We start from the raw sequence: 23,332 nt of genomic DNA on the forward strand, positions 1-23,332 counted from the left end.
GGGGGGTGGGTGGGGCGCGCGCCTCCCCCCGCGCTGGGGGGTGGCCCCCCGCCGGCGCCCCGGCCCCCCTCCCCCCCCCGGCCCCCGGGCCCCCCCCCCCCGCTCCCACAGAAGGCAGAGGCAAACCAAGCCTTTGCATCACATTCTAGCTTCCGCCCCAGCGGATAAAGCTCAACGCTTCGCCGACTTCGCGGTCCTGCCATCCGGCGAACCCGCCCCTTCCAACAAAGGCAACTGATCATTGTCTGCGGAATGGTCGCGCTCGAGCTTTTCTATCTCGTCGCGGAAATCGGCCACATCCTCGAAGCTGCGATAGACCGAGGCGAAGCGCACATAGCCGACATGATCGAGTTTGCGCAGTTCGTCCATCACGAAGCCACCGACCTTGATCGACGGCACTTCGCGCTCGCCGCACATGCGCAGCTGGTGCACCACTGCGCGCACTGCCGCCTCGATGCGTTCTTCCGATACCGGTCGCTTCTGCAGCGCGCGGTCGAAACCCACCCGCAGCTTGCGCGCATCGAAGGCCTCGCGGCCGCCATCACTCTTGACGATGACCGGCAGTTTGAGCTCGATGGTCTCCAGCGTGCTGAAACGTTCGCCACAGGCCTCGCAACCACGGCGGCGACGGATGGTGGCACCATCTTCGGAAACGCGTGAGTCGATCACGCGGGTGTCAGTGTGCTGGCAGAACGGGCAATGCATGTTTCAAGCCTTGGACATCAGGCGCCGCGCATGCGACGTGGAAAACCTGTAACGCAGATACAACAAACCCCGGGCCGGGGCAAGCGCCCAACCCGGGGTAATGCGGTCAACTGTGGGCAGACCGGGCGCCACAAACCGCTGGCACCCGACGCCGATCAGCCATAAACCGGGTACTTGTGGCACTGCTCGCTGACCGCATCACGCACACGGGCGATGACGGCTTCGTCAGCCGGTGCGTCCAGCACGTCGGCAATCCAGTTGGCCAGCGCCACGCAGTCGGCTTCCTGGTAACCGCGGGTGGTGATGGCCGGGGTACCCAGGCGCAGGCCCGAGGTCACGAACGGCGAACGCGGGTCGTTCGGCACCGAGTTCTTGTTGACGGTGATGTGGGCCTTGCCCAGCGCGGCTTCCGCGTCCTTGCCGGACACGTCCTTGCCGATCATGTCGACCAGCATCAGGTGGTTCTGGGTGCCACCGGAGACGATCTTGTAGCCGCGCGCGATCAGCGTGGTGGCCATCGCCTGGGCGTTCTTCACCACCTGCTGCTGATACGCCTTGAATTCCGGCTCCAGCGCTTCCTTGAAGGCCACGGCCTTGGCAGCGATGACGTGCATCAGCGGACCGCCCTGGATGCCCGGGAACACGATCGACTGCAGCTTCTTCTCGATCTCCTCGCCAGCGCCCTTGGCGATGATGATGCCGCCGCGCGGACCGCGCAGGGTCTTGTGGGTGGTCGAGGTGACCACGTGCGCGTGTTCGATCGGGCTCGGGTACACACCGGCAGCGACCAGACCGGCGACGTGCGCCATGTCCACGAACAGGTAAGCACCGACCTTGTCGGCGATGGCGCGGAAGCGTGCCCAGTCGACGATCTGCGAATAGGCCGAGAAACCAGCCACCACCATCTTCGGCTTGTGCTCCAGCGCCAGGCGCTCGACTTCGTCATAGTCGATCAGGCCGGCTTCGTTCACACCGTACTGGATCGCATTGAAGATCTTGCCCGAGGCATTGACCTTGGCACCGTGGGTAAGGTGGCCGCCGTGGGCCAGGCTCATGCCCAGGATGGTGTCGCCCGGCTGCAGCAGCGCGAAATACACGGCCTGGTTGGCCTGCGAGCCGCTGTGCGGCTGCACGTTTGCGTAATCGGCGCCAAACAGCTGCTTCAGACGATCCAAGGCCAGCTTCTCGGCGATGTCCACGTACTCGCAGCCACCGTAGTAGCGCTTGCCCGGGTAACCCTCGGCGTATTTGTTGGTCAGCTGGCTGCCCTGCGCCTCCATCACCATCGGGCTGGCGTAGTTCTCGCTGGCAATCAGCTCGACATGGTCTTCCTGACGCTGGCACTCATCGGCAATGGCCTTGGCCAACTCGGGATCGTAGGACTCGATACGGGCTTCACGCGGGAACATCACAGCTCCTGGTACGGGGGCGAGGGAGCTGTCGATTGTAGCGCTTCCTTCGGGCCCCGGCCCGGTGCCGGGCGGTGCCATCTGCAACCAACATCACGGCCCGCAAATGAAGAAGGCGCCCCTCAGGGCGCCTTCCAGAGAACCGGCCGCAGCCTGGCTCAATGATTGAAAACAATGTCGGCAATGATGCCGGTGGCGATGGCCACCATCAGCATGTTGCCGCGGTCGTCGCGGATCCAGCGGTGGCCGTAAGGCGGGCGACGCACGTGGTAGCGGTCGTAGTCGTTGACCACGTAGACCGGGCCGCCGTAGTAGTTGCTGTAGCGGTGGCCACGTTCAAACCCGTACGGACGGTAGGCCACGCGCGGCGGCGCGTAGTAGCGGCGGTCGTTGTAGCGGGCATCGCGGTAACCCTCGCGGTAGCCGTTGCTGTAATGGCGGCGGTCATCACGACGGTCGTCGCGGTCATGGCCGTGACCACGGCCGCGATCGTGGCCCCTGCCGCGGTCATCCCAGCCGTGGCGGCCACGGTCGTGGTCATCGCGGTCACCCGCCGCAAAGGCCGGGGCGGTGGCACCTAACGCCAATACGGTGGTCATCGCAGCGACAACAAAGCGGTTCATCTTCATGGGTGGCCCTCACTGGGTTGGTGGACGGTTTCCATAATGCTCACTTGATCTGAACGGTTTCCGGCTGGAAACGGTTACGGCCTTTCCCATTCATAAATCAGCAAGCGCCCCAACCACCGCCGGCGGCCATGCCGGGGTTCCGGTTATAATGGGGGATTCCCTTTTGCCTTGGGCCTTGTCCTTATCTGGACCGGGCGCAGGCGTGCGCTACGGAGACGTCATGTCCTCGCAATACATCTACACCATGAACCGCGTCAGCAAGGTGGTCCCGCCCAAGCGGCAGATCATCAAGGACATCTCGCTGTCGTTCTTCCCCGGTGCCAAGATCGGCCTGCTGGGCCTGAACGGCTCCGGCAAGTCCACCGTGCTGAAGATCATGGCCGGCGTGGACACCGATTTCGAGGGCGAAGCCCGCCCGCAGGCCGGCATCAAGGTCGGCTACCTGGCCCAGGAACCGGAGTTGAACCCGGAGCACACCGTGCGCCAGGCCGTGGAAGAAGGCGTAGGCGACGTGCTGCAGGCACAGGCCGCGCTGGAAGCCGTGTACGCCGCCTACGCTGAAGAAGGCGCCGATTTCGACGCGCTGGCCAAGGAACAGGAGCGCCTGGAGGCGATTCTGGCCGCCGGTGACGCACACACCGTGGAACAGCAGCTGGACGTGGCCGCCGACGCGCTGCGCCTGCCGCCGTGGGAGGCCGTGATCGGCAACCTGTCCGGTGGTGAAAAGCGTCGCGTGGCACTGTGCCGCCTGCTGCTGCAGAAGCCGGACATGCTGCTGCTCGACGAACCGACCAACCACCTGGACGCCGAGTCGGTCGAATGGCTGGAGCAGTTCCTGCACCGCTATACCGGCACCGTGGTGGCCGTTACCCATGATCGCTACTTCCTGGACAACGCCGCCGAGTGGATTCTGGAACTTGACCGCGGCCGCGGCATTCCGTGGAAGGGCAACTACACCCAGTGGTTGGAGCAGAAGGACGAGCGCCTGAAGCAGGAAGATAACCAGGAAAAGGCTCGCCAGAAGGCGATCCAGAAGGAACTGGAATGGTCGCGCCAGAATGCCAAGGGTGGTCGCACCAAGGGCAAGGCCCGTCTGGCCCGCCTGGACGAACTGCAGAGCGTTGATTACCAGCGCCGCAACGAGACCAACGAGCTGTTCATCCCACCGGGTGAGCGTCTGGGCAACTCGGTGATGGAGTTCAAGAACGTCTCCAAGAAGTTTGGCGACCGCCTGTTGATCGACAACCTGTCGATGATCATCCCGCCGGGTGCCATCGTCGGCATCATCGGCCCGAACGGTGCCGGTAAGTCGACCCTGTTCAAGATGATCACCGGCCTGGAAAAGCCGGATTCCGGCGAGATCGTGACCGGCCCGACCGTGCAGCTGTCCTACGTGGACCAGAGCCGCGACGCGCTGGTGGGCAACCACAACGTGTTCCAGGAAATTGCTGGCGGCCTGGACATCCTCAACATCAACGGTGTCGAGATCCAGTCGCGTGCCTACATCGGCCGCTTCAACTTCAAGGGCCAGGACCAGCAGAAGATGGTTGGCTCGCTGTCCGGTGGTGAGCGTGGCCGCCTGCACATGGCCAAGACCCTGCTGCAGGGTGGCAATGTGCTGCTGCTCGATGAACCGTCCAACGATCTGGACATCGAAACCCTGCGTGCGCTGGAAGATGCGTTGCTGGAGTTCCCGGGCAACACCTTCGTCATTTCGCATGACCGTTGGTTCCTGGATCGTATCGCCACGCACATCATTGCCTTCGAAGGCGACTCGCACGTCGAGTTCTTCCAGGGCAACTACCGCGAATACGAGGACGACAAGAAGCGTCGCCTCGGCGACGATGCAGGTCCCAAGCGTCTGCGTTTCAAGGCGCTGAAGTAATACCCGACAGACGGCCGCCCAGTGCGGCCGTCTGCTTTTGGCGGTGCCCGCAGATCGCGCAACCGCCGATTGAGCCCCTCTCCCGCCTGCGGGGTGAGAGGCGCAGCTCGCGAACCACCGGTTCGCTGCCCATCGAACGACCTTGCGCAAGGGCCTGGGCGCGAAGCGGGGGTTGGGGTGAGGGCAGGCTCTGCGCAGGAACTGGCATCGCTTGTTTTAGTCAAAAAAAGCTTGAAGAGCTGAAAAACGGATGAAGCTCCCCCTCATCCACCCCTTCGGGGCACCTTCTCCCGCGCGCGGGAGAAGGAACAGCCAGCTCCTCCTGTCCGTCGGAATTCCCCATGTCCCTGCTCGACCGAATTTTCAAACTGCAACAGCACGGCACCAGCGTCCGCACCGAAGTGCTGGCTGGTATCACCACCTTCCTGACGATGTCCTACATCGTCTTCGTCAATCCGGAAATCCTCGGCACCACCGGCATGGATCCGGGCGCGGTATTTGTGGCGACCTGTCTGGCGGCGGCGATTGGTTCGGCAGTGATGGCGTTGGCGGCCAACTACCCGGTCGGCATGGCACCGGGCATGGGCTTGAATGCGTTCTTCGCCTTCACCGTGGTCGGTGCTGCTGGCCTGCCCTGGCAGCAGGCGCTGGCGGCGGTTTTCATTTCCGGCATCGTATTCTGGGTGTTGTCGCTGACCGGCATCCGCGCCTGGCTGGTAGCCGGTATTCCCGCCTCGCTGCGTTCGGCGATCGTGGCTGGCATCGGCCTGTTCCTGGCCATCATCGCGTTGCAGAAGTCGAACGTGATCATCGCCAACCAGGACACCATGCTGACCCTGGGGCCGCTCAATACCGCGCCGCCGCTGCTTGCGCTGGCCGGCTTCCTGCTGATCGCGATCCTGGAGGCGCGCAAGGTGCGCGGCGCGATCCTGATCGGCATCCTCGCCGTCACCGGCATTGGTTGGGCGATTGGCTCGGTGCAGTACCAGGGCATCGTCTCGCTGCCACCGAGCCTGGCCCCGACCTTCCTGCAACTGGACCTGCCCGGCCTGCTGCACCACGACGGCGGTGCGCCGCTGGCAGTGTTGTTGCAGGTAGTGCTGGTGTTCGTGCTGGTCGAAGTATTCGATGCCACCGGCACGCTGTATGGCGTGCTCGGCCGCGCTGGCCTGCTGAAGCTGGAAGACAGCAAGAAGCGCTTCAGCCGCGCCTTGCTGGCCGACAGCAGCGCAATTGTCGCTGGCTCGCTGCTGGGCACCAGCTCCACCACCGCCTTTGCCGAAAGCGCCTCCGGCGTGCAGGTGGGCGGTCGTACCGGCCTGACCGCGCTGGTGGTTGCCGCGCTGTTCCTGGCCGCGCTGCTGTTCTCGCCACTGGCGGCGATGGTGCCCTCGTATGCGACCGCACCGGCCTTGCTGTTCGTCGCCGGGCTGATGCTGCGCGAGTTGGTCGAAGTGAAGTGGGATGACCTGACCGAATCGGTACCGGCTGCCCTGTGTGCGCTGGCGATGCCATTCACCTACTCCATCGCCAACGGTTTGGCCTTCGGCTTCATCGCCTATGCAGCACTGAAGGCTGGCACCGGCCGCTGGCGCGAAGTGCACCCGGCAGTGTGGCTGGTGGCCAGCTTGTTTGTGCTGCGCTACGCACTGGAGTGATCACAGGCCTTACTCAACCCCTATGTGAGCGGGTCATCCGACCAGCAGCACGACCAGCGCAGCGGCTATGACCGCGAACGAACTGACCAACGAGAACAACGCCAGCGACACGGCAGTCCGCCATATCGTCGACCACAACGGTCGATCCTGGAAGAACTGCACCAGCGAAGCCGCGCTGTAGATCGTGCCCAGCAATGCAGCCATGAGCTGTGCCTGCGGCAGCCAACGGTGCAGCAACACCAGAAACGACCAGATCACGAAGGTCTGCACGGTCAGCAAGGTGATCATCACCAACCACTCGGGGTAGTTCAACTTGCTGTAGCGACGGAATACCTGCCAGAACACCAACGCCTCAATCGGCAACAACATCAGCGTGAACGCGGCAAAATGCGTATTTACCCAGGCCCCGACCGCGCCATAGGCCGCCATCACCCTTACCATCTCGGCAGGTATTGACTGTGCTGTCGCCAATGCCTGGCTTGCACCGCCATCCATCACGCCGCCGCCGGTGACCAGACGATTCAATAACACCACTGCCGCCGCCATCATCGTGATCAGCAGCAGCGGCTTGACCTGGTTGCCACGCCGCCCTTCGATGTAGTCACGTAGCAGCCTACCCGGCTGCAGCATCAACTGCTTGAGTGAATACAGGATGCCCCGGTCCATGTGCAGCACGCTGTGCTCCAACTCATGGCTCAGGAAATGCCAGTCAATACGGTGCACCGGCGTTGGCTGCCCGCAGTTCGGGCAGTACTTCTGATCGGGACCGCTGGCTACGCGATCACAGTTGATACAGCTGGTGTCGACGTGCATCCCCATGCATCGCCCCCCGTTGATGACAAGCCAGCATTCTAGAACGAGGCAAAGAATCTTCGCCATCGCAGCTGGGAATCCTGATCCGACAAAGCACACCCGCAGTGGCTTGGCCGCCCGCGAAGGCCCGCCACCGCGCATGCGCGCCGGGGGCTGCAGACGGAAATCCGCGGCAGCCGGCGCCAGTTCGATGCCGCCCTAGTTGTATTGAATGGTGAACGTCGCCGTGCCGTTGGCCTTACCGGGAGTCACCCTGCCCGCCCGGGTCTGGATGTAGCGCGCGCGCAACGGCAGGCTCATCGTGCTGGCACCGGCCACGCTGGCGCCAAGATCGATGTTCTCGGCAAATCGCACCGCTTTCTCGGCAGTGCCATTGCGCTGTACCAGCTCGATCGCGATGCCACCAGCCGCACCTGCAGCAACAGTCAGCGGCAATACGCCCGGCAGGCTGGAACTGTCCTGGAGCGCATCCAGCCGGATCCCGATCCGGCTTTGATACTGCGCGACATTGCTGCCCTGGCAATCCAGGCGGATATCAAAGTCGCGATTGATGGCGCGCGTACCCACGCCGGTGAAGGTGCTGGCAGGTACCGATCCGAACTCGACCACGATATTGCGGCTGCCCGCCTGCACCGAGCAGGTGGGGTTGACCACGGTAGTCCCCGAGCCCTTGAAGGTTGAGACCAGTATCGGTTTGATCGAACCATCACCATCGAAGTAGTACGTGGTGAACCTGCCGTTGGGAGCGATCAATCCCGAACCGGTGACAGCTGCCGTCTTGATCAACTCCACCCGGAACGTGCCGCCGGCCAGACTGACCGGTCCGTTGGTATTCAGTGCCAACGTGTGCGGATAGAAGGTTTGGATGGCACCGGAGTCACGGTAGACCCGAATACCTACGCCAGCAACATCGGTCGCATGGACGTTGCTGAAGCCCGCCAGCAACGTCTGCTGCGCCGCGTTGACGTAACGCCCGTTGGCACTGCCGATACCGGTGCATTGTCCGACGCGATCGCGCGGATCGATGCTTACCACCAACTCCTTGATCAAGCCGCCCACCGGTAAGCTTGGCAGTATCACCACTTGTCCCATGTCCATCTGTACGTCCTGCGGAACGAAAGTGCTGACGCTCAAGGTACACATGGCTTGCGCCTCCGGCGCCAGCCACACCACCACGGAAAACGATGCTGCCCACAACGCGCGGGCACGCCCATGGATCGATGTCATATTGCCTCCATCGTTATGGAAGCCGGCCGTAAGGTAGCAACGGACCAGCGATTGACAAGCGATGCCGCAACGGTGCCTGCCACCTGGCGCTACACGCAGGCGGGAAGTCGGTTGTTCAATTTCGCACAGGCCTGCGACGTACGCGCTGTACATGCAGCGCGGCCGAACATGCTCACAGGTATTTCGTATGTGCGCAGGCTGCAATTGAATGCAGTGCGATCCGACGCGTAGCGTCAGCTGTAGTTGAAGATCAAGTCAGAATCGCGGAACCAACCACTGCTACAACGGGAGCTCGATCAACCCGCAATGCCACAGTACCTGCTGATTTTCCGGCAGGAAAGTTGGTGATTCAGCTCAGACAGCCAGCACCTTGATCGGCATAACCAAGCACATAGGCAAGCACCTCCGTTTGCAAACTTGATCGAACGCAAGCATGCGTATCGATTACACCATCTGTGCCGGAATCAATGCACGACATCACAATCGTTACCATCGGACATGCACGTGAGTACAACATTGCCAGCCAGATCCATTCAAGACAACTCGACAGACCGATACACGCAATCACGGGGCCAACGTAAATTCCACCTGACCATTGGCACCAACAGGGCCTTGCAAAATGCAGCACTGCGCATGCAATCTCAAGGCACAATTACCCCTGCACACTGACTCACAAACCAACGAACGTTGCACACATCAACAACTCAGTTGTACTGGATGACAAACGTTGCCATCCCTCCAGCCCGCCCTGGACCTACTGGGCCAGCCCTGGTCTGGATGTAACGGGCGCGCAAGGGCAACACCAGTGTTCCAGCGCTCACTGCTCCCGTGGCAAGAACGATGTTCTCACCGAAGCGCAGCGACTGTTCGCCCTGTGCTCCACGCCGAACCATCTCGATGGCAATTCCTGAAGCGGCGTCAGCAGCCACGGCCACTGGCAACACGCCGGGCAAATTCGAAGTATCCTGCACGGCATCAATGCGGACACCGACGGTAGAACCGGCCGCACCGGAGCTCTGGCAGTCAAGTTCGATATTGAAATCTCGGTTCGCAGCTACAGTTCCAACTCCAGAAAAATTGCTGGCGGAAACGGAACCAAAATTCACAGCGATGTTCTGGCTACCCGCACTGGGCTTACAGGTCGGAGGCTTGATGGTTGCCCCGCCACTGCGAATACTCAGGGTGAGCATCGGCTTGTCAGCAAAAAAGAGCTGCTGGCCTGCGAATACTCCAGTAGGCCCAAGGGGGCCACTACCAGCAGTGGCACTGGTCTTTATCAACTCCACTACCACGCTGGAACTCGGAATCCCGAATGACTGAAAAGCCGCATAGTTCACGTCGGCAGGATAGTACAGCGTACTGATCCCTCCCCCTTGAACAATGACGGTCTGTCGTATCCTGATCCCAACGCCGGAAACCGCAGTCGTCCAGACAGACGTCATGCCGGGCACCATAGCTGTAGTCCAAGGTGCAAAGAATGCCAATCGCGATTGGTTAGGCACTGCCAGATCACAAAGGAATGTATTGGAGGCCTTCGCAGTGACCGGAAAGCTGCGGGTAAGAATCACTGCACCGATCTGCAGGCTAGGTGGAACGCTTACCTCCCCAAGGTTCACATCTATATCCTGAGTAGAAAAGGATATGGAAGGGTTCACCCGACAGCCTGCCAAGGCACGCTCGGCACCAAGGAGTGACGATGTCGCAAGCATGCCGCAAGCAATAATCCGTACCGAACGATGGATCACAAGCATGTCGTCTCCACTGAGGTTACTCCGAGTTGTTCCTGACCCAGAGCGGCAGGCACCTGATAGTCGAGCATGCAGCGTTGCGACGCTTGCGTTCCCCATTCAATCTGCAGCCTGCCGCTATCGCGCTCACTACGAACATAAAGACGACCGCCCTGCCCGACCAGGCCAACAAGCTGCCCCTGCTCATCCTTGACCGATGCCCCAAGCGGTAGTGACTGCCCTGCTGCACCGCGAACACTGATCAGCAGTGCCTTACCACTACGCGTCTGGAAGCGCAGCAGACTTATCGCGCCGGCGTAAGGTGCTACTGACTGGCTACTGGACTCCAGTTCAACATCACGCGACATATCTGCCGGATCAAGGGTGATGGCATTGAGCCGGTATGGCGACACATACGGCACCACGGCATAACCGCGTCCATCTACCCGTAGACCCAAGACATTCGTCAAGCGGGCGTCAGTCGCACCTGGAGCATGTACCAGCACCATGGTGTCGCCACGATACGGAACAAAAGTTACGCCGCCGCCGTGCACAACCGCATTGCCACTGGCACTGAGCGACAACTGACGGAAGTCATCGGAGTATCCATAGGCGCCGTCAAGCGTTGCATAGCGCCCCCGATAGCCCAACGATGCCATCACACTGGTGCTGCCACTGCGGCTGTCGGTCAGGGTCAGCCCGTAGTCGACATCGGAGTCAGCGCCAGCCGAACCACTGATACCGACCCGGCTACTTTCATAACCGCGGCTGCGACCTCTTGCACCACCGTCGCGCATGCCTACATCCGCATTGAACGCCATCGGCCGACTACGCCTTCCCAATGGCATGCTCATGCTGAACAGATATTGGGTATCACGGACTGCTGGTAGGCCTTCTTCGGTACGAACCGCCGAGAAACCAAAGTTCACCGCGCGCCAGGCGTTGTTGTAGCCCACCTGGTACTGCACGCTGCTACCCGCAACATCATAGAAGTCACGCACCGATCCAGTCACATACAGTGCGCCCCAACCTTTGACCAGTGGCTGGTTCAAGGTCAACTGGAACTGACTGCGCTGCCGCCCGTAGCGCTGGGCATCGAATCCACGCGAAATCGCGTCACGATGATTCAAGGCGTCCTGCAGGCTGTAGTAGCCACGGGTTGAATACCGGTATGCGGCCAGCGTCACATTGGTACCCAGCTGACCAATCAAGTTGCTGTAGCTCAGCCGCATGCTCGAGCCCAGCGTATCCTGGCCTCCCTGAAAGCGCGAGCGTGCATGCGTCAGGTCGAACGACAGCGCACCTACCGGTGTTGCCAGACCTGCCCCGTACAGCAGCGCTGCATAGCCCTGACTCAACAGACCACCGCCGTACAAGGTCAGACGATTACCGATGCCCCGCTGATAGGTACCCTGCGCCAACCATGGCTCATCCAGAAGATTCTCGTTGCGCACCTGACCAACGGTGAAGGCATACCGCGACATTCCCGGGCGCAACATCTGCGCAACCGCGCCGAACGGGACCTTGAAGGAACGAGTGCGACCATCGGCCTCGACAACGCTGACGTCCAAGTCGCCACCGTAGCCGGTGGGGTAAAGATCATCGATAACGAAATTACCCGGCGATACCGTGCTGGAATAGATCAGCTGCTGGTTCTGCCGAATCTCCACACGCGCGTTGGTCTCGGCGATACCGCGTATCACTGGCGCGTAGCCACGCAACGAATCAGGCAGCATGCGATCGTCAGTGGCCAGGCTGGCACCGCGATAGCCAACCGAATCAAACAACTCACCACTGGTATAGGCCTCGCCAACGGTGAGCTCCCCAGCCACCCCGGCGAATCCCCGCTGGGCATAGGTTGCGATGCGCTGCCAATGGCCAGCCGCACCCTCGCTCCAGGTCAGGTTGGAGTCCTGGCGAAGCTGCCATCCACCAAGGTTCAAACCCAGGTTCAGCCCAAGATAGGCGCTCCGATTGCGCTTACTCCGCGCACCACGGGTCTGCCCATCCACCAAATTGAAACTGTAGCCAACGAAGCCCGCATTGATGCCACGGTCCCATAGCGCCGGATTCACATAGCCGCGTGCCTCTCGGCGCAGGTTGACCTGCGGGATGCTCAAGTCATAGCGCAGATTGCCACTGTCATAGATACCGAATGCATTTGGCATGCGCTCCTGCACCTGGTAGCAGGAATCTGCCGCGTTGGCGTCAGCGGAAACTGCCTGCAGCTGCTCGGTATTTACACCAAGCTCCTCAAGCAGCGCGATGTCCAGGCAGGCACCTACCTGGCCGTTTCCGTTGGCACGGAACGGCAGGTCGCGCCGCCCCATCCAACTGCCATTGACGTAGATATCCACTCGATAGTCGCCAGCCACCATCGGATTGCCGTTGGCGAAGGCGGACAGATCGACCTTGGTGCCAGAGCCGGAAAGAAAGTTGGAGTCGAATTGCGCCACCTCGGGAGCGGCAAGCCTGCCCGGACCACCGCCAACCAACAGCGCCTGCTCGCCGAGATTGCCGCTTGGCTCAGGAGCAGGTGCCGGTGCCGCCCAGGCATGCAACGGCATCGCCACGCCTGCGGCGAGCAGAAACATCGGCAGCAATCGGTCCTTGCCCGGTGCTGCACCGACGATTGATCTCCGAATTGATGACGACAACCTGCTCTCAATCACACCGGCTTCCTTCAAAACTATCGCAACCGCGAACACGCTCAATCCATCGAGCTGCTACTCAGGGCCAGCCATCACACTGGCACTGCCCTCTACCCTTCCGCCGTAGTCGTTGATGGTGATGAAGCGCACCTTGCCCATGGGGCCGCCGGCATCCAGCACCAATTGTTGGTTGGGGCCTACCATTTTTCCCTTCTCTTCAATGACCTTGTCTGTGCTGGCATTGACCGCATACACCTCAACCAACGTCACGTAATAAGGCGTCGGATTGTCTGCCCGCAGCTTTCCACCTGACCAACTCCAACGCAGCTTCGGCGGCGCATCGTTGGCGGCATCCGGCAACCCTTTGGGGCGATAGAACAACTTGATCCGCGAACGGAAAGCAACCTGCAGATAGTTCTGCTCTTCCCCGGTTTCTTTCGGCGAGGGCGCCACATCCAGCACGTTCAACCAGAACAACGACTCGCGATCCTTCGGCAAATCAGCACCGGTAAAAATCACCCGTAACGCCTGACTGCGTCCCGCCTCGACACGGGCGATAGGCGGCGTAAGCAAGAATGGCGCATCGCTGTTCTCTGCCGTCTGCTCGGGGCTGCCACTGTCGATCCATGCCTGCACCAGCGAGGGCGCCTCGCCGACATTGTTTACCTGAACAGTTATTTCCCGCACCTGCTCGGGGTAAATAACGCGCGTCCCGCTGATTACCACGCCCGCCACGGTCGGCGGACAACATGACGCCATCAACGCTGCGCCGAGCAGTGCTCTGGGGAAAAGTAATTTCATCGCTGCCGCTGCTTCTATCCGCGGAACAAAATCCCTCGCCCGGACACATCACCGGCCGAGGGTGCCGACAACTTCTCTTAGTTGTAGATGATCGTGTACTTCACGCTGCTGGATACTTCACCCGGTGTAGCAGCACCTTGCGCGTAGTACTCGACGGCGTAGTTCAAGGTTGCCGAACCATCCGCGGCAACCGTCGCCCACTGCGAGTTGGTCTGTGACTGGCCCGCGCTAGCAGCCGTCACCGCCAGCGCAAGATTATTGCTGCCCAGCAGCTGCAGCTGCACCTTGGTTGCGCCGTTGGCGGTGGCTGTATTGTTCAAACGACCACTGCTTGCATCGATTGTGGCGCCCGGCTCAAAGTACGTCGCCACATTGCCTGTATCGCACTGTGTCAGGTTGATCGAGAACGGCGTGCGACCAGCAACCTGTCCACTGGCAGCCAACGCATTGGCACCCACTGTCGGCAGCGTTACGGTGAAATCCTTGCCCTGCGGGGTAGAAACGGTGCAGGTCTTATCGGTGATCTCGCCATTGAAAGTGATGGTGCCGTCTGTAGCGCTGGCAACGAGTGGAGCTGCGGCCAGTACGAGTACTGCGATGATATTGACGTTGCGCATTGCGATTACCTTGCCCTGATTAAGTAGAAGTGGGTACGGGGCAAGCAAGGAATTCAACGAAGCAACACTCAGTCCTTGACTCGCTTCCCGAGCAGAACTCGACAACTGCGGTTCGAGCACTGGACGAAAAGTTATCAGGAACAAATGTGATGCTCTCCACATAAATTGCCAATTGGCCGTCCCAGCAAAATATCCAGCAGGCCTTCGCATGACTTCTGCGCACGCAGCGGGTGCAGCAGCTTCCGTGTACCCGGAATTCATTCAACACAGTCGACCAGTCAGGAATTTCCTCTGCCGCAGTTCAATAGCGATTTGATCTTGATCACTCAACGTGCGTGATGTGTACGAGCAGAACGCGATGTTGCCTCTTCTGCTCTGCTTCTCCCAAGCGCCTACTCAAGCTCCCTAACGCGGAGTACGGCCATGATTCGTTTTCTCCTGTTCGGTGCGGCGTTGCTTTCTCTCTCATCCATGAGCCATGCCAGCCAGGGCACCATTCGCTTCGCAGGGCGCATCATTGATTCGGGCTGCAACGTTGGGCTCGCGCATGATCAGCAGCAGCTGAACCTGGATAGCTGCCCGATGTCTGCACAAGGCGCACAACTGGAGGTGTCCACCCTGGCTACAGGCGATGTCATCAAATTGGCCGCTTATCAAAAGCAGATTGGCCTGGTGGCACATGCAGGCGAAGCACACGCGCGGGTTTTTTCCCAGAGCTATGCGCTGCAGGCTCGCCCCGACCAACCGGGAAATGGCGGCTACCTGGTAGTGGTCACCTACCCGTGACAGTCCCAACAGTACCCGGTAGGTCAGAAGAGACCTGCCGGGCTCCGTACCCGTTATCCATGGCCATCCGATAGGTGAGTCGCAACCGGTGACATCGACGACCAGAGCACATCAGTCTGCCCACAGCTCACGCGCCAGATCGACCAGCGTGATCGCGCCTCCGCCAAGGGAAGACGCGCAGATGGCAGCCGGTCACGCATTGCTGAACCGCCCACCTGCTTCATCCACGCATGCACCACAACGGAGGCACGCTCTGGGATCATGTGCGGGTCCTGATTAAGGTGCCTGCGTACCCATGACCGCCGCCCCACTCGCTACCGCCGTCTCGCACAACCGTCGGCGTCTGTTGCAGGCCGCTGTGCTGATCCCAGCCTTGGCGGCGCTGGCCGGACTACCTGGCTGCTCGCTACCAGAACAAGTGGATGGCACCTTCCTGCAGCCTTGGCGCGACCACCAGAACTGGACCGCCGCGGACTGGCAACGCTCGATGGCGCTGGCCCAGCGCGCTGGTTGCCGCCAACTGGTAGTGCAGTGGAGCGGCATCCTCGGCGGCGCGGAAGGCGATTGGCACCTGTCCGACACCAGCTTTGCAATGCTGTTCAACGCCGCTGACCATGCCAACATCAACGTGCGCGTCGGCTTGCCGTTCGAGCAACGCTGGTGGCAGGTGATCAGTGCCGATGAAACACAGCTGCGCGACTTCTTTGCCGACAGCCTGCAGCGCGCCCGCGCTTGGCTGGACCTGAGCAGCCTGAGCCGACAGCGGCGCTTCGCCGGCTGGTACCTGCCCTACGAGCTGGAGCAATACCACTGGGCCGAACCTGCACGCTTGCAGTTGCTGGTTGGCTGGCTGCACGATATGCAGCAAGCGACGATCGCGCGCGGTGGCGACTGCGCCATATCCACCTACTTCAGCCGCCTGCAGACCGAGGGGACATTGGTCGGCCTATGGCAACACGTGCTTGATGGCACAACCCTGCGTCCGATGGTGCAGGACGGCATTGGCGTGGCCGGCCAGGACAACCACCAAGCATTGGCGCCGCTGCTGGCCCTGTTCAAGCAACGCGGCGTGGCCTTTGATGCCATCGTCGAACTGTTCCGCCAGCTGCCGCCGCCAGCAGGCGACGGGAGCCAGTTCCACGCTGAGAGCGCCGACTTCGCCCGCGTACAGCAGCAACTGGACTGGGCTCGCGCCAGCGGTGCCGGCAATGTGCTGGTGTATGCACTGGAGCCCTGGCTCTCACAGGACACGCCCCAGGCCAAAGCGCTGCGGCGAGCCTGGGGTTTATAGCGCTGCCAGAGCGCACAGCAAGAGCGGTCAGGCGGCTTCGATCAGTTCCAGCAGATGCCCGTTGCGCAGGAAAAGGAAAACGATGCGGCGGCCACCGAATGCAACTGCTGCGGCCGGCTCAGCGGTTCGGCGTGCGCCAGCATCTTCCAGCGCATCCAACGCCACATCGAAATCTTTCACCTCGAACGCCTGGTGATACATACGTGTGCGTCGGCTGAGCACACCCTGCACCGGCGAGTCGGCCGAGGTTGGAACCAGCAGCTCCAAGCGCGGCCCCGGCCCAACTAGGAAGCGCCCTTTCACCCGCTGTACCGGGTCCTCGAATTCCTCACCTTCCTGATGGTAGCCAAGCTGCTCCCACACCATCTGTTCCAGTGCGAAATCCTTGCAAGCAACGCCAATGTGATGAAAGGTGCAGCCAAGTTTTTCCAGCATTGCGGGTCACCTGCGACAGAAATGGGAAAACAACCGGTCCGATTGCCGGATTCAGAACTGGAAGTAGAGGAAGCGAGCGGTCTTGTCCAGGTTCAACATCGCATAGGCGAGCACCAGCAAGGTCAGCACCAGCCAAGCCAGGTTCGGCCGCCACCGCATCCATGCACGCGGTGCCGGCGCCGATCCTTCCAGCGCGGGCGAATAGGCCCCCATGATCTGGTTGGAGTTCGGTGCAAGCCACACGATCGCCAGCAGCGTCGCAATCATCAGGCCCGAGGCCCAACGCTCGAACAGCATGCGCAGCAGATCACCGCTGCTCCAGTCCGGATTGCCAGCAAACATTGCCTGCAGCGGGAACAGCACAGGCGTAAGCGACTCCATGCCATGCAAGCCGATCATGCCCGCCAGGATGCGGAACGCATCAGCGGTGCTGTTGGCCCGGAAGAACAACAGCGCCACCACGACACACAGGAAGGTGAGCAGTACATAGCCAACACGATGCCAACCGCGTGCAACCGTGCCGAGCGGGGCCGGACCGAACTGGCGCCAAGCGTGATTGATCGCCAGGTAGCTGCCATGCAGCAGGCCAAAGATCAGGAACTGCAGCCCGGCACCATGCCAGACGCCGGCCAGCCCCATCGTCAGCACCGTCGGGAACACCACCATGCTGGAGAAACCACGCAGGGTTGCAGTGGCTTTGCGGCCCACTGGCAGCCCCTTCTGCGCCCGTGCGCGGGTAATGGCCAAGGCAACCGGGTTGTACAGGTATGCGGTGAGATAGCGCGTCAGCGTCATGTGGAAACGCGTCCAGAACTCGATGATGCCTGTCGATTTGTAAGGCGAGTTGAAGTTCATCGGGAAGCGGATGCCGAACATCTTGGCCAGGCCCATCGCCATGTCCGAATAGCCGGAGAAATCGAAGTACAGCTGCAACGCATAGGCCAGCGCGGCACTCCACGCGCCCAACAGCTGCAGATCACCCGGCGCCGAAAAGCCTGTCTCGGCCCATGGCGCGATGTTGTCGGCCAGCAATACCTTCTTGGCCAGGCCAATCACGAACAGCGCGCCGCCCACGCTCAGGTTCTCTGCCTTGAAGCGATAGTTCGCGCGGTCGGCGAACTGCGGCATCATTTCCTTGTGATGCAGGATCGGCCCTGCGATCAGGTGCGGGAAGAAGGTCACGAACAGCACGTAGGAAGAAAAGCCACGCTCGCGCACCACGCCAGCACGGCAGTCGAGCAGGAAGCCCATCTGGGTGAAGGTGAAGAACGAGATGCCCAGCGGCAGGATGATGTCGCTGGTGCTGTGCGCGACCAACCCCCAACCATCCAGCACGCCCAGCAGCGCTGCAAAGGATTTGTAGTAGAACAGCACGGCCAGGTTGGCCGCGATGCCAAAACCCAGAACCCATAACTGCAGCTTCGGCCTGTCCTCGGTGGACAGGATCACCAGGCTGAGCAGGTAGTTGAATACGATCGACGCCATCAACAGCACGACGAAGGTGGGGTTCCACCAGCCGTAAAACACCAGCGATGCCACGCTCAGCCATATCGCGGCCAAGCTGGGACGAATACCGCCGACAAGGTAGTAGCCGCCCAAAGCGATGGGAAGAAACAGCAGCAGGAACGGGAGTGAATTGAACAGCATGGCTTCGCTTCGTTGAGGCAGGGCTTGTGGCCCGGCCGGGTTGGATCAACCGCCTTTCTGCTTCTGGATCAGCGCGATGAGCTCACCTATGTTGCGCAGCCCCTCCACTTCCGAAGCCTTGAAGCGCACGCCGAAACGCATCTCGGTGGCGACCATGATGTTGACGTTGCTCAGCGAATCCCAGGCAGGAAAATCGGCTGCGCTGGATGCCTCGGTGATCACCACCGACTCATCGTCGAAAACATCACGCAGGGTTTCCTGGAGGATGGCGAGAATTTCCGCGTTGTTCATTGCTTGCTCCTGATCTGCATGGGGACATCCCCCGGTTTGAATTGTTCAAGTTCCAGCACCCAATCACTGCCGGATTCATCCTGCGAGCGAAGTGAGAAGCCCAGCTTTTCGTAATGTGCGGCGACCATGCCGTTCTTTGCCGTCGGCCGGAACTGTCCCACCAGGCGCTTGGCGCCGGCCTTGCACGCCTGTTCGACGAGCACCTGCAACGCAGCCTGTTCGACGCCCCGGCCCAGCACCCGGCAGCTCATCAGCCATGTATCGATGATCCACTCCGCGTCTGCCTCCCGGCTTGGCAGTGCGACGATGATCGAGATGATGCCGTTGTCGCCAAACGTATCGGACAAGCGCAAGCTCAACAGCACCGCCCCTGGCGTTGCCATCAGCTGCTCGACCTCCGCATCGCCGTAGCGGCGGGTGGTGAGGTTGAACTGGTTGGTCTTGTTGATCAACTGGACAATGCGGGCTTGATCGGTGGCGTTGAAGGCCGCCCATTCCAGCACCATCGCCAGGCTGGCCAGGTAACCGGCCAGGTCACCCTGGCTGCCCCGCAGCAGCTCACGCTGCTGGTTGGCCTGGTACTGGCTGGCGCGCTCACGGTCTTCCGCGGTCAGCGCCAGCGATTCGAAGTAACCAGAACCGGCGACACATTCGACATACAGCGCCGGGTCCTCCGGCAGTTCGGGGACGCGTACCATCGGCAGCTCGCGACGGACCAGGTTGCGTTCGAACGGGTTGTCGTCGGCGAACACCAATGCATCCACCCCGATGTTCAACTGCTGCGCAATCGAACGCAGGTTGCTGGCCTTGTCGTCCCAGTTGGCGACAAAACAGGCGATGTCGTCGGTACGCAGCACCATCTCCGGGTGCGACTGGAAGGGCAAACGGGCGTTGCTGTCGTCATTCTTGGAACAGACCGCCAGGATGATGCCGCGCCGGGACAGCTCAAGGGCATAACGCTGGAACGCGATGAAAGCCTCGCCCTCCGCACTGCCCTGGCCGAGCACGATGCGCTCCAGCCCATCATCACCAATCACGCCGCCCCACAAGGTGTTGTCCAGATCCAGCACCAGGCATTTGCCGGTAGCGCCGCGCCGCGCCGCAACCAGGCGCGCGACCAGTTCGCCGAACATCGGCGCTGCAGCCGGAGAGACGTACTGCTTGGCACGCAGCCACAGGCGAGCGTCATGCCACTCACCCAGGCCGTCACGCTGGCAGGCGTCATCCAATGCAAGGATGTCCACACCCTCTTCGTCTGCAGCAGTACGCAGCGCTGCGTTGATCTGCCGCAGCATCGCGTTGCTTACGCCACTGAAGCGGTGCTCGTTGTTGCCCATCAATACCGGAAACACCGGCATCAGGCTGGGCTGGATGACCTGCGCACCAAATGCCTCGCGTGCCAGCTTCCAGACGCCGCGCAACTGCGCGACCACAGCGGCGATCCGGTCATCGGCCTCCTGCCGGGTCAACAGCGCCACGCCCTGCCCGAGCAGGTGCCACGGGTCCATCGCACACACCACCACCTGCGGCGCAAACGAATGCAGCCCTGAGCCGGGGTTCAGCAACTCCTGGTAGTACTGGGCGTAATCCGGAAAGTAGATCTCGGCCTGCATGCCCCAACGCATCGCTGCAATGCGCAACCCCGGTGCAAGGTGCTCCAGGGTGGACGCGCCGAGTACCGCCACGCGCACGCAGGCGCTGTCCGCCACCTGCAGCTTTCCATCCTGCAACGCACCCAACACGCGCTTGTCCAGCTTGGCTACCTGGAGGAAGTCCAGCGATTCGTTGGCCAGCCCAACCAGCAGATCCCAACGGACCTCGTCAGCACGCGTGGCCGCATCCAGACGTTTTACCCAATCGGTCGATTTCGGCAACCAGTTCATTGCAGGCATTTCAGTGTCCTTGTGAAGCGTTGGCGGCGCTTGGCATGCCTACCGTCTCGCGTTCCAGCGCTGACAGCGGCTGCAACAGCGACATTTCCGAGAGCTCCCACACCACCAGCTGCAGGCCATCCGGCAAGGGTGTCTTCAGCACGTCCAGCACCGCGTCGGCGAACTTCCCGCCATCGCGGCTCTGGTTGAGGATGGGTTCGTGCAGATGACGGCCGAGTTGCTCGGCGAAATTGCTGCGGCGGGAATTGGAACTGCCTGCAAGCAGGATGCGCGCCGTCGGGCCGTCATCCAGCAGGCCGCCGCTTGCGACCATTTCAATCGTTTGCGGCACCTCCTTGTCCAACGCTGGGCGCCAACCGTCAGGCGCACGTTCCAAGCCTGCCAGCACGATCAGATCCCCCATGCGTGGCTGTTCGCTGGCAGCTTCGGAGATGGTGTACTGCTGCGTCCCCTCACCACCCAGCAGCGGCCTGGCCGTGTCAGCGACCGCGCGCGCGGCTCGCTCAGCGCCGGCCTGGTCCAAGTGCACGTCGGTGCGGTAGTACGGCAGCGGCAAGGTCTCTTCGGCCAGCGTCCGGCGCAGATCGACATGCGCGACAGCGGCTTCATCGAGCGCCTGTACGAAGCCCTCCAGCTGCATCTGGCTGGGCGCGGGACGGGACAGTCCACACAACTGCTGGGTGGCGATGCGTGACTTGTCCGGCACGGTCACCACCAGCAGTTGCACGCCGCGCTCGCGCAGCGCAGAAGCAACCTTTTGCATTACCTGTACGCGCACGGCCTGGGCCTGCGCCAGATCGGTACCGGCCGGCGAACGCAGGCCGTCGGCGTAGAACAGCCAGCCCGGGCAACCCTGCAACACCTGCGGCCCCAGCTGCCCCAGCATGCGATAGCGCCACGCGGCATCGGCCGTTTCCAATGGCTCCTTGAACGGCAGCTGCAGACTTTCCTCGACGCCGCGCGCGGCCTTCCCTACCCATGCGCTGCTGGCGTTGAACGCCGGCACTGCGTCCGTTCCCTTCAGCTGCACGGCCGCGTATGCCATGCCCACAGCCATCAATGCCAACCACACGGCAGCGACGCGGCGATGGGCCGGGTGCTGCTGTGCGTCTGTTGTCGGTTCCTGCACTGGCTGCCCGCTCATTTGGCCAACGCCGCCTGCACCCGGTTGCGCCATGCTGCCGGTGCAAGCAGCGCGGAGGCATCCCACTGCCCGGCCACATCCGGACCGAACAGCAACTGCGACTCGTTGAGCTGCCATACCACTACATCTGGCTTGTGCTGCGCGAACACATCGGACTCCAGATACTCCAACAACACCGACCACGGCCCGAAGTTGCCGTACTTCCAGGTCAGGCCAACCGGCCGGTCCAGCTTGTTGGACAGCATCTGCGGGAAGCCCAGATAGGGCTGCACCGCACTGTTGCCAATGACCTGCACCACCGCTACGTCATCATCCAGCAGCCCGCCCTGGTCAACCAGCTTGCGTACGGTGTAGATCTCCTGACCTACCGCCTTGCGCTGCGCGGTGGTCATCAGCTCGGTGAAGTCACTGAACCGACGCTCCTTGATCCAATCCCCCAGCGCCTTGCCGGTACCAGCCTCGCCGGAAAGCGTCCAATGCTGTTGGATCACGCCTGCGGTGGCCTCCGCTGCAGCTTCCGCACTCCAGGCCGTCCAGTGCGAATCCTTGCGGAAGAACGCACCCTGCCCACTCTGCTCGACGGCAGTCAACGCCGGCATCAGATCGACGCTGACGATGCCTACGGCTTTCAACTGTTCCTGCGCGGCGGCATAGCGCGGCTGTGCGGCTGCACTGATCGCGCTGCCATCAGGCAGGTTGCCCTGGCCGAAGCGTGCCTTCAACGGCACCACCACCACCACCAGGCCAATCCCCTTGGCCTTGAGCAGATCATTGGCATCGCGCATCAGCGCGATGTTCTCGCGCATTGCTGCCGTGCCAGCCTGGCCCATATCATCACCGGCGTAGAACAGCCAGTTGTCCTTGCCCACCAGCACCGCCTGCGCGGAGGCCGGGGCGACCACGCTGGTCGCAAACAGCGTCACCATCAGTGCGCTGGCCAGTCGTGGCAGGAATCGAATCGTGTTCGGCATTGAATCTTCTTCCTGTGAATTACGATCGTCTGCGTTGAACAACATGCTCAACGTGCACGATAGGGTTCTGTGCGTGCAGCCTGCCCCTTGAGCACCGGCGCGTTGGCAGTACCGGTGACGAACAGGCTGTAACGGTCACCGGCCTTCAGCGCTGGTAGCTGCAGCGGCGCGGACGCACGCGCACCACATTTCGCCAGCAGCGTCGCCTGCACCGGGTTGATCGCACGCGTGCCACGGCTTGCCTCGCTTACCGATGCCAACACCACGTCACCAGAGCTCAGCTCCAGCCGCGCATTGCAGCCGGGCACCAGGTTGTAGAGCGCAAGCTCCGCCTTCAAGCCGGTATTGCCGGTGGCCTGCGGGTCCTGCACGACCCGCACACCGGCACCGACGCCAACCAGCAGGGTCACAAAGCCGCTGGCCGGTGCTGGCGCCGCCACCTGCAGCGGCTTGCCATTGACGCGCACGCGGAACGGCTGGCCGCCAGGCTGGACGTAGTAGTCGGTTGCAACCTTGCCACCGGCCGAAACCTGCTCGCCGCGCCCCTCACCCACCTGCACGCTGAGCGGTGCCGCCTGGGCGTTGGCAACGCGTACATAGATGGAGCCCTCCGGTGGCAACGCGTATAGCCGCGCGACATCGCGCGCCGCAGAACCTGCCGGTGACGCGGCGGCCTGCAGCGGCACAAGAACTATGGCCATCCAGATCGAGCAGCGGACGGCGCAATGGATCACGCCTTTGAAAACGGGCATG

The 23,332-nt window shown here is 61.9% G+C and carries 20 protein-coding genes; 4 read left to right on the plus strand and 16 right to left on the minus strand.

Annotated elements, in window-relative coordinates; genetic code table 11:
- Nucleotides 1-171: 171 nt before the first annotated feature.
- From nrdR to ACVOMB_RS04285, 3 genes are all read right to left on the minus strand, one after another.
- Nucleotides 172-705: a transcriptional regulator NrdR gene (gene nrdR, locus ACVOMB_RS04275; RefSeq protein WP_481507937.1), complete on the minus strand. Its 534-nt coding sequence runs from the start codon at nucleotides 703-705 to the stop codon at nucleotides 172-174.
- A 155-nt stretch (nucleotides 706-860) separates the two neighbouring features.
- Nucleotides 861-2,114: a serine hydroxymethyltransferase gene (gene glyA, locus ACVOMB_RS04280; protein ID WP_481530034.1), complete on the minus strand. Its 1,254-nt coding sequence runs from the start codon at nucleotides 2,112-2,114 to the stop codon at nucleotides 861-863.
- Between the two features lie 158 nt (nucleotides 2,115-2,272).
- Nucleotides 2,273-2,743 (minus strand): RcnB family protein, encoded by a 471-nt coding sequence (locus tag ACVOMB_RS04285; RefSeq protein ID WP_481530035.1) that lies wholly within the window; start codon nucleotides 2,741-2,743, stop codon nucleotides 2,273-2,275.
- Between the two features lie 220 nt (nucleotides 2,744-2,963).
- Here ACVOMB_RS04285 and ettA point away from each other — a divergent pair, with 220 nt between their 5' ends.
- Complete coding sequence (gene ettA, locus ACVOMB_RS04290) at nucleotides 2,964-4,628, plus strand: energy-dependent translational throttle protein EttA (RefSeq protein ID WP_481530036.1); 1,665 nt, start codon at nucleotides 2,964-2,966, stop codon at nucleotides 4,626-4,628.
- Nucleotides 4,629-4,969: 341 nt separating this feature from the next.
- Entirely contained in the window at nucleotides 4,970-6,286 is a 1,317-nt protein-coding gene (locus ACVOMB_RS04295; protein ID WP_481530037.1) for an NCS2 family permease, read from the plus strand.
- Nucleotides 6,287-6,319: 33 nt separating this feature from the next.
- Here the strand turns inward: ACVOMB_RS04295 and ACVOMB_RS04300 are convergent, their stop codons facing one another.
- The 6 genes from ACVOMB_RS04300 to ACVOMB_RS04325 all read right to left on the minus strand — a co-directional run bounded on the left by ACVOMB_RS04300 (nucleotide 6,320) and on the right by ACVOMB_RS04325 (nucleotide 14,122).
- Nucleotides 6,320-7,105: a DUF3667 domain-containing protein gene (locus tag ACVOMB_RS04300; RefSeq protein WP_481530038.1), complete on the minus strand. Its 786-nt coding sequence runs from the start codon at nucleotides 7,103-7,105 to the stop codon at nucleotides 6,320-6,322.
- Nucleotides 7,106-7,297: 192 nt separating this feature from the next.
- Entirely contained in the window at nucleotides 7,298-8,326 is a 1,029-nt protein-coding gene (locus ACVOMB_RS04305; RefSeq protein ID WP_481530039.1) for a fimbrial protein, read from the minus strand.
- A 704-nt stretch (nucleotides 8,327-9,030) separates the two neighbouring features.
- The gene (locus ACVOMB_RS04310; protein WP_481530040.1) at nucleotides 9,031-10,077 is read right to left on the minus strand and encodes a fimbrial protein; all 1,047 of its coding nucleotides are present in this window, start codon (nucleotides 10,075-10,077) and stop codon (nucleotides 9,031-9,033) included.
- Nucleotides 10,068-12,647, minus strand: a complete 2,580-nt coding sequence (locus ACVOMB_RS04315) for a fimbria/pilus outer membrane usher protein (RefSeq protein WP_481530041.1) — start codon at nucleotides 12,645-12,647, stop codon at nucleotides 10,068-10,070. The genes ACVOMB_RS04310 and ACVOMB_RS04315 overlap by 10 nt, the downstream gene beginning before the upstream one ends.
- Before the next feature lie 132 nt (nucleotides 12,648-12,779).
- On the minus strand, nucleotides 12,780-13,505 hold the full coding sequence (locus ACVOMB_RS04320) for a fimbrial biogenesis chaperone (RefSeq protein WP_481530042.1): 726 nt from the start codon (nucleotides 13,503-13,505) through the stop codon (nucleotides 12,780-12,782).
- Nucleotides 13,506-13,582: 77 nt separating this feature from the next.
- Nucleotides 13,583-14,122 carry a fimbrial protein gene (locus ACVOMB_RS04325; protein ID WP_481530043.1) on the minus strand — a complete coding sequence of 180 codons (540 nt, stop codon included), beginning with the start codon at nucleotides 14,120-14,122 and terminating at the stop codon, nucleotides 13,583-13,585.
- A 423-nt stretch (nucleotides 14,123-14,545) separates the two neighbouring features.
- Here ACVOMB_RS04325 and ACVOMB_RS04330 point away from each other — a divergent pair, with 423 nt between their 5' ends.
- Complete coding sequence (locus ACVOMB_RS04330; protein ID WP_481530044.1) at nucleotides 14,546-14,908, plus strand: hypothetical protein; 363 nt, start codon at nucleotides 14,546-14,548, stop codon at nucleotides 14,906-14,908.
- A 295-nt stretch (nucleotides 14,909-15,203) separates the two neighbouring features.
- Nucleotides 15,204-16,199: a DUF4434 domain-containing protein gene (locus tag ACVOMB_RS04335; protein ID WP_481530045.1), complete on the plus strand. Its 996-nt coding sequence runs from the start codon at nucleotides 15,204-15,206 to the stop codon at nucleotides 16,197-16,199.
- Nucleotides 16,200-16,226: 27 nt separating this feature from the next.
- On the opposite strand, the gene ACVOMB_RS04340 is transcribed toward ACVOMB_RS04335, so the two are convergent.
- The 7 genes from ACVOMB_RS04340 to ACVOMB_RS04370 are packed head-to-tail and all read right to left on the minus strand — an operon-like array spanning nucleotide 16,227 to nucleotide 23,331.
- Nucleotides 16,227-16,634, minus strand: coding sequence for a VOC family protein (locus ACVOMB_RS04340; protein ID WP_481530046.1), 408 nt, complete (start codon nucleotides 16,632-16,634; stop codon nucleotides 16,227-16,229).
- A gap of 51 nt (nucleotides 16,635-16,685) precedes the next feature.
- Complete coding sequence (locus tag ACVOMB_RS04345) at nucleotides 16,686-18,281, minus strand: MBOAT family O-acyltransferase (protein WP_481530047.1); 1,596 nt, start codon at nucleotides 18,279-18,281, stop codon at nucleotides 16,686-16,688.
- A 45-nt stretch (nucleotides 18,282-18,326) separates the two neighbouring features.
- A complete protein-coding gene (locus ACVOMB_RS04350) occupies nucleotides 18,327-18,572 on the minus strand; it encodes an acyl carrier protein (protein WP_481512217.1) in 246 nt (81 codons plus the stop codon).
- The gene (locus ACVOMB_RS04355) at nucleotides 18,569-20,464 is read right to left on the minus strand and encodes an HAD-IIIC family phosphatase (RefSeq protein WP_481530048.1); all 1,896 of its coding nucleotides are present in this window, start codon (nucleotides 20,462-20,464) and stop codon (nucleotides 18,569-18,571) included. The genes ACVOMB_RS04350 and ACVOMB_RS04355 overlap by 4 nt, the downstream gene beginning before the upstream one ends.
- Nucleotide 20,465: 1 nt before the next feature.
- Nucleotides 20,466-21,608: an alginate O-acetyltransferase AlgX-related protein gene (locus tag ACVOMB_RS04360; RefSeq protein ID WP_481530049.1), complete on the minus strand. Its 1,143-nt coding sequence runs from the start codon at nucleotides 21,606-21,608 to the stop codon at nucleotides 20,466-20,468.
- Entirely contained in the window at nucleotides 21,605-22,579 is a 975-nt protein-coding gene (locus ACVOMB_RS04365) for an alginate O-acetyltransferase AlgX-related protein (protein WP_481530050.1), read from the minus strand. The genes ACVOMB_RS04360 and ACVOMB_RS04365 overlap by 4 nt, the downstream gene beginning before the upstream one ends.
- Nucleotides 22,580-22,626: 47 nt before the next feature.
- The gene (locus ACVOMB_RS04370; protein WP_481530051.1) at nucleotides 22,627-23,331 is read right to left on the minus strand and encodes an alginate O-acetyltransferase AlgF; all 705 of its coding nucleotides are present in this window, start codon (nucleotides 23,329-23,331) and stop codon (nucleotides 22,627-22,629) included.
- Nucleotide 23,332 lies beyond the last annotated feature (1 nt).

Source organism: Stenotrophomonas sp. STEN018 (genome assembly GCF_056760235.1).

Coding starts and splice junctions, on each gene's coding strand:
- ACVOMB_RS04325 (WP_481530043.1), bottom strand. CDS start 14,122: ATGCGCAACGTCAATATCATCGCAGTACTCGTACTGGCCGCAGCTCCA.
- ACVOMB_RS04340 (WP_481530046.1), bottom strand. CDS start 16,634: ATGCTGGAAAAACTTGGCTGCACCTTTCATCACATTGGCGTTGCTTGC.
- ACVOMB_RS04300 (WP_481530038.1), bottom strand. CDS start 7,105: ATGGGGATGCACGTCGACACCAGCTGTATCAACTGTGATCGCGTAGCC.
- ettA (WP_481530036.1), top strand. CDS start 2,964: ATGTCCTCGCAATACATCTACACCATGAACCGCGTCAGCAAGGTGGTC.
- glyA (WP_481530034.1), bottom strand. CDS start 2,114: ATGTTCCCGCGTGAAGCCCGTATCGAGTCCTACGATCCCGAGTTGGCC.
- ACVOMB_RS04310 (WP_481530040.1), bottom strand. CDS start 10,077: ATGCTTGTGATCCATCGTTCGGTACGGATTATTGCTTGCGGCATGCTT.
- ACVOMB_RS04330 (WP_481530044.1), top strand. CDS start 14,546: ATGATTCGTTTTCTCCTGTTCGGTGCGGCGTTGCTTTCTCTCTCATCC.
- ACVOMB_RS04285 (WP_481530035.1), bottom strand. CDS start 2,743: ATGAAGATGAACCGCTTTGTTGTCGCTGCGATGACCACCGTATTGGCG.
- ACVOMB_RS04295 (WP_481530037.1), top strand. CDS start 4,970: ATGTCCCTGCTCGACCGAATTTTCAAACTGCAACAGCACGGCACCAGC.
- ACVOMB_RS04320 (WP_481530042.1), bottom strand. CDS start 13,505: ATGAAATTACTTTTCCCCAGAGCACTGCTCGGCGCAGCGTTGATGGCG.
- ACVOMB_RS04350 (WP_481512217.1), bottom strand. CDS start 18,572: ATGAACAACGCGGAAATTCTCGCCATCCTCCAGGAAACCCTGCGTGAT.
- nrdR (WP_481507937.1), bottom strand. CDS start 705: ATGCATTGCCCGTTCTGCCAGCACACTGACACCCGCGTGATCGACTCA.
- ACVOMB_RS04355 (WP_481530048.1), bottom strand. CDS start 20,464: ATGCCTGCAATGAACTGGTTGCCGAAATCGACCGATTGGGTAAAACGT.
- ACVOMB_RS04315 (WP_481530041.1), bottom strand. CDS start 12,647: ATGTTTCTGCTCGCCGCAGGCGTGGCGATGCCGTTGCATGCCTGGGCG.
- ACVOMB_RS04335 (WP_481530045.1), top strand. CDS start 15,204: ATGACCGCCGCCCCACTCGCTACCGCCGTCTCGCACAACCGTCGGCGT.
- ACVOMB_RS04360 (WP_481530049.1), bottom strand. CDS start 21,608: ATGAGCGGGCAGCCAGTGCAGGAACCGACAACAGACGCACAGCAGCAC.
- ACVOMB_RS04305 (WP_481530039.1), bottom strand. CDS start 8,326: ATGACATCGATCCATGGGCGTGCCCGCGCGTTGTGGGCAGCATCGTTT.
- ACVOMB_RS04365 (WP_481530050.1), bottom strand. CDS start 22,579: ATGCCGAACACGATTCGATTCCTGCCACGACTGGCCAGCGCACTGATG.
- ACVOMB_RS04345 (WP_481530047.1), bottom strand. CDS start 18,281: ATGCTGTTCAATTCACTCCCGTTCCTGCTGCTGTTTCTTCCCATCGCT.
- ACVOMB_RS04370 (WP_481530051.1), bottom strand. CDS start 23,331: ATGCCCGTTTTCAAAGGCGTGATCCATTGCGCCGTCCGCTGCTCGATC.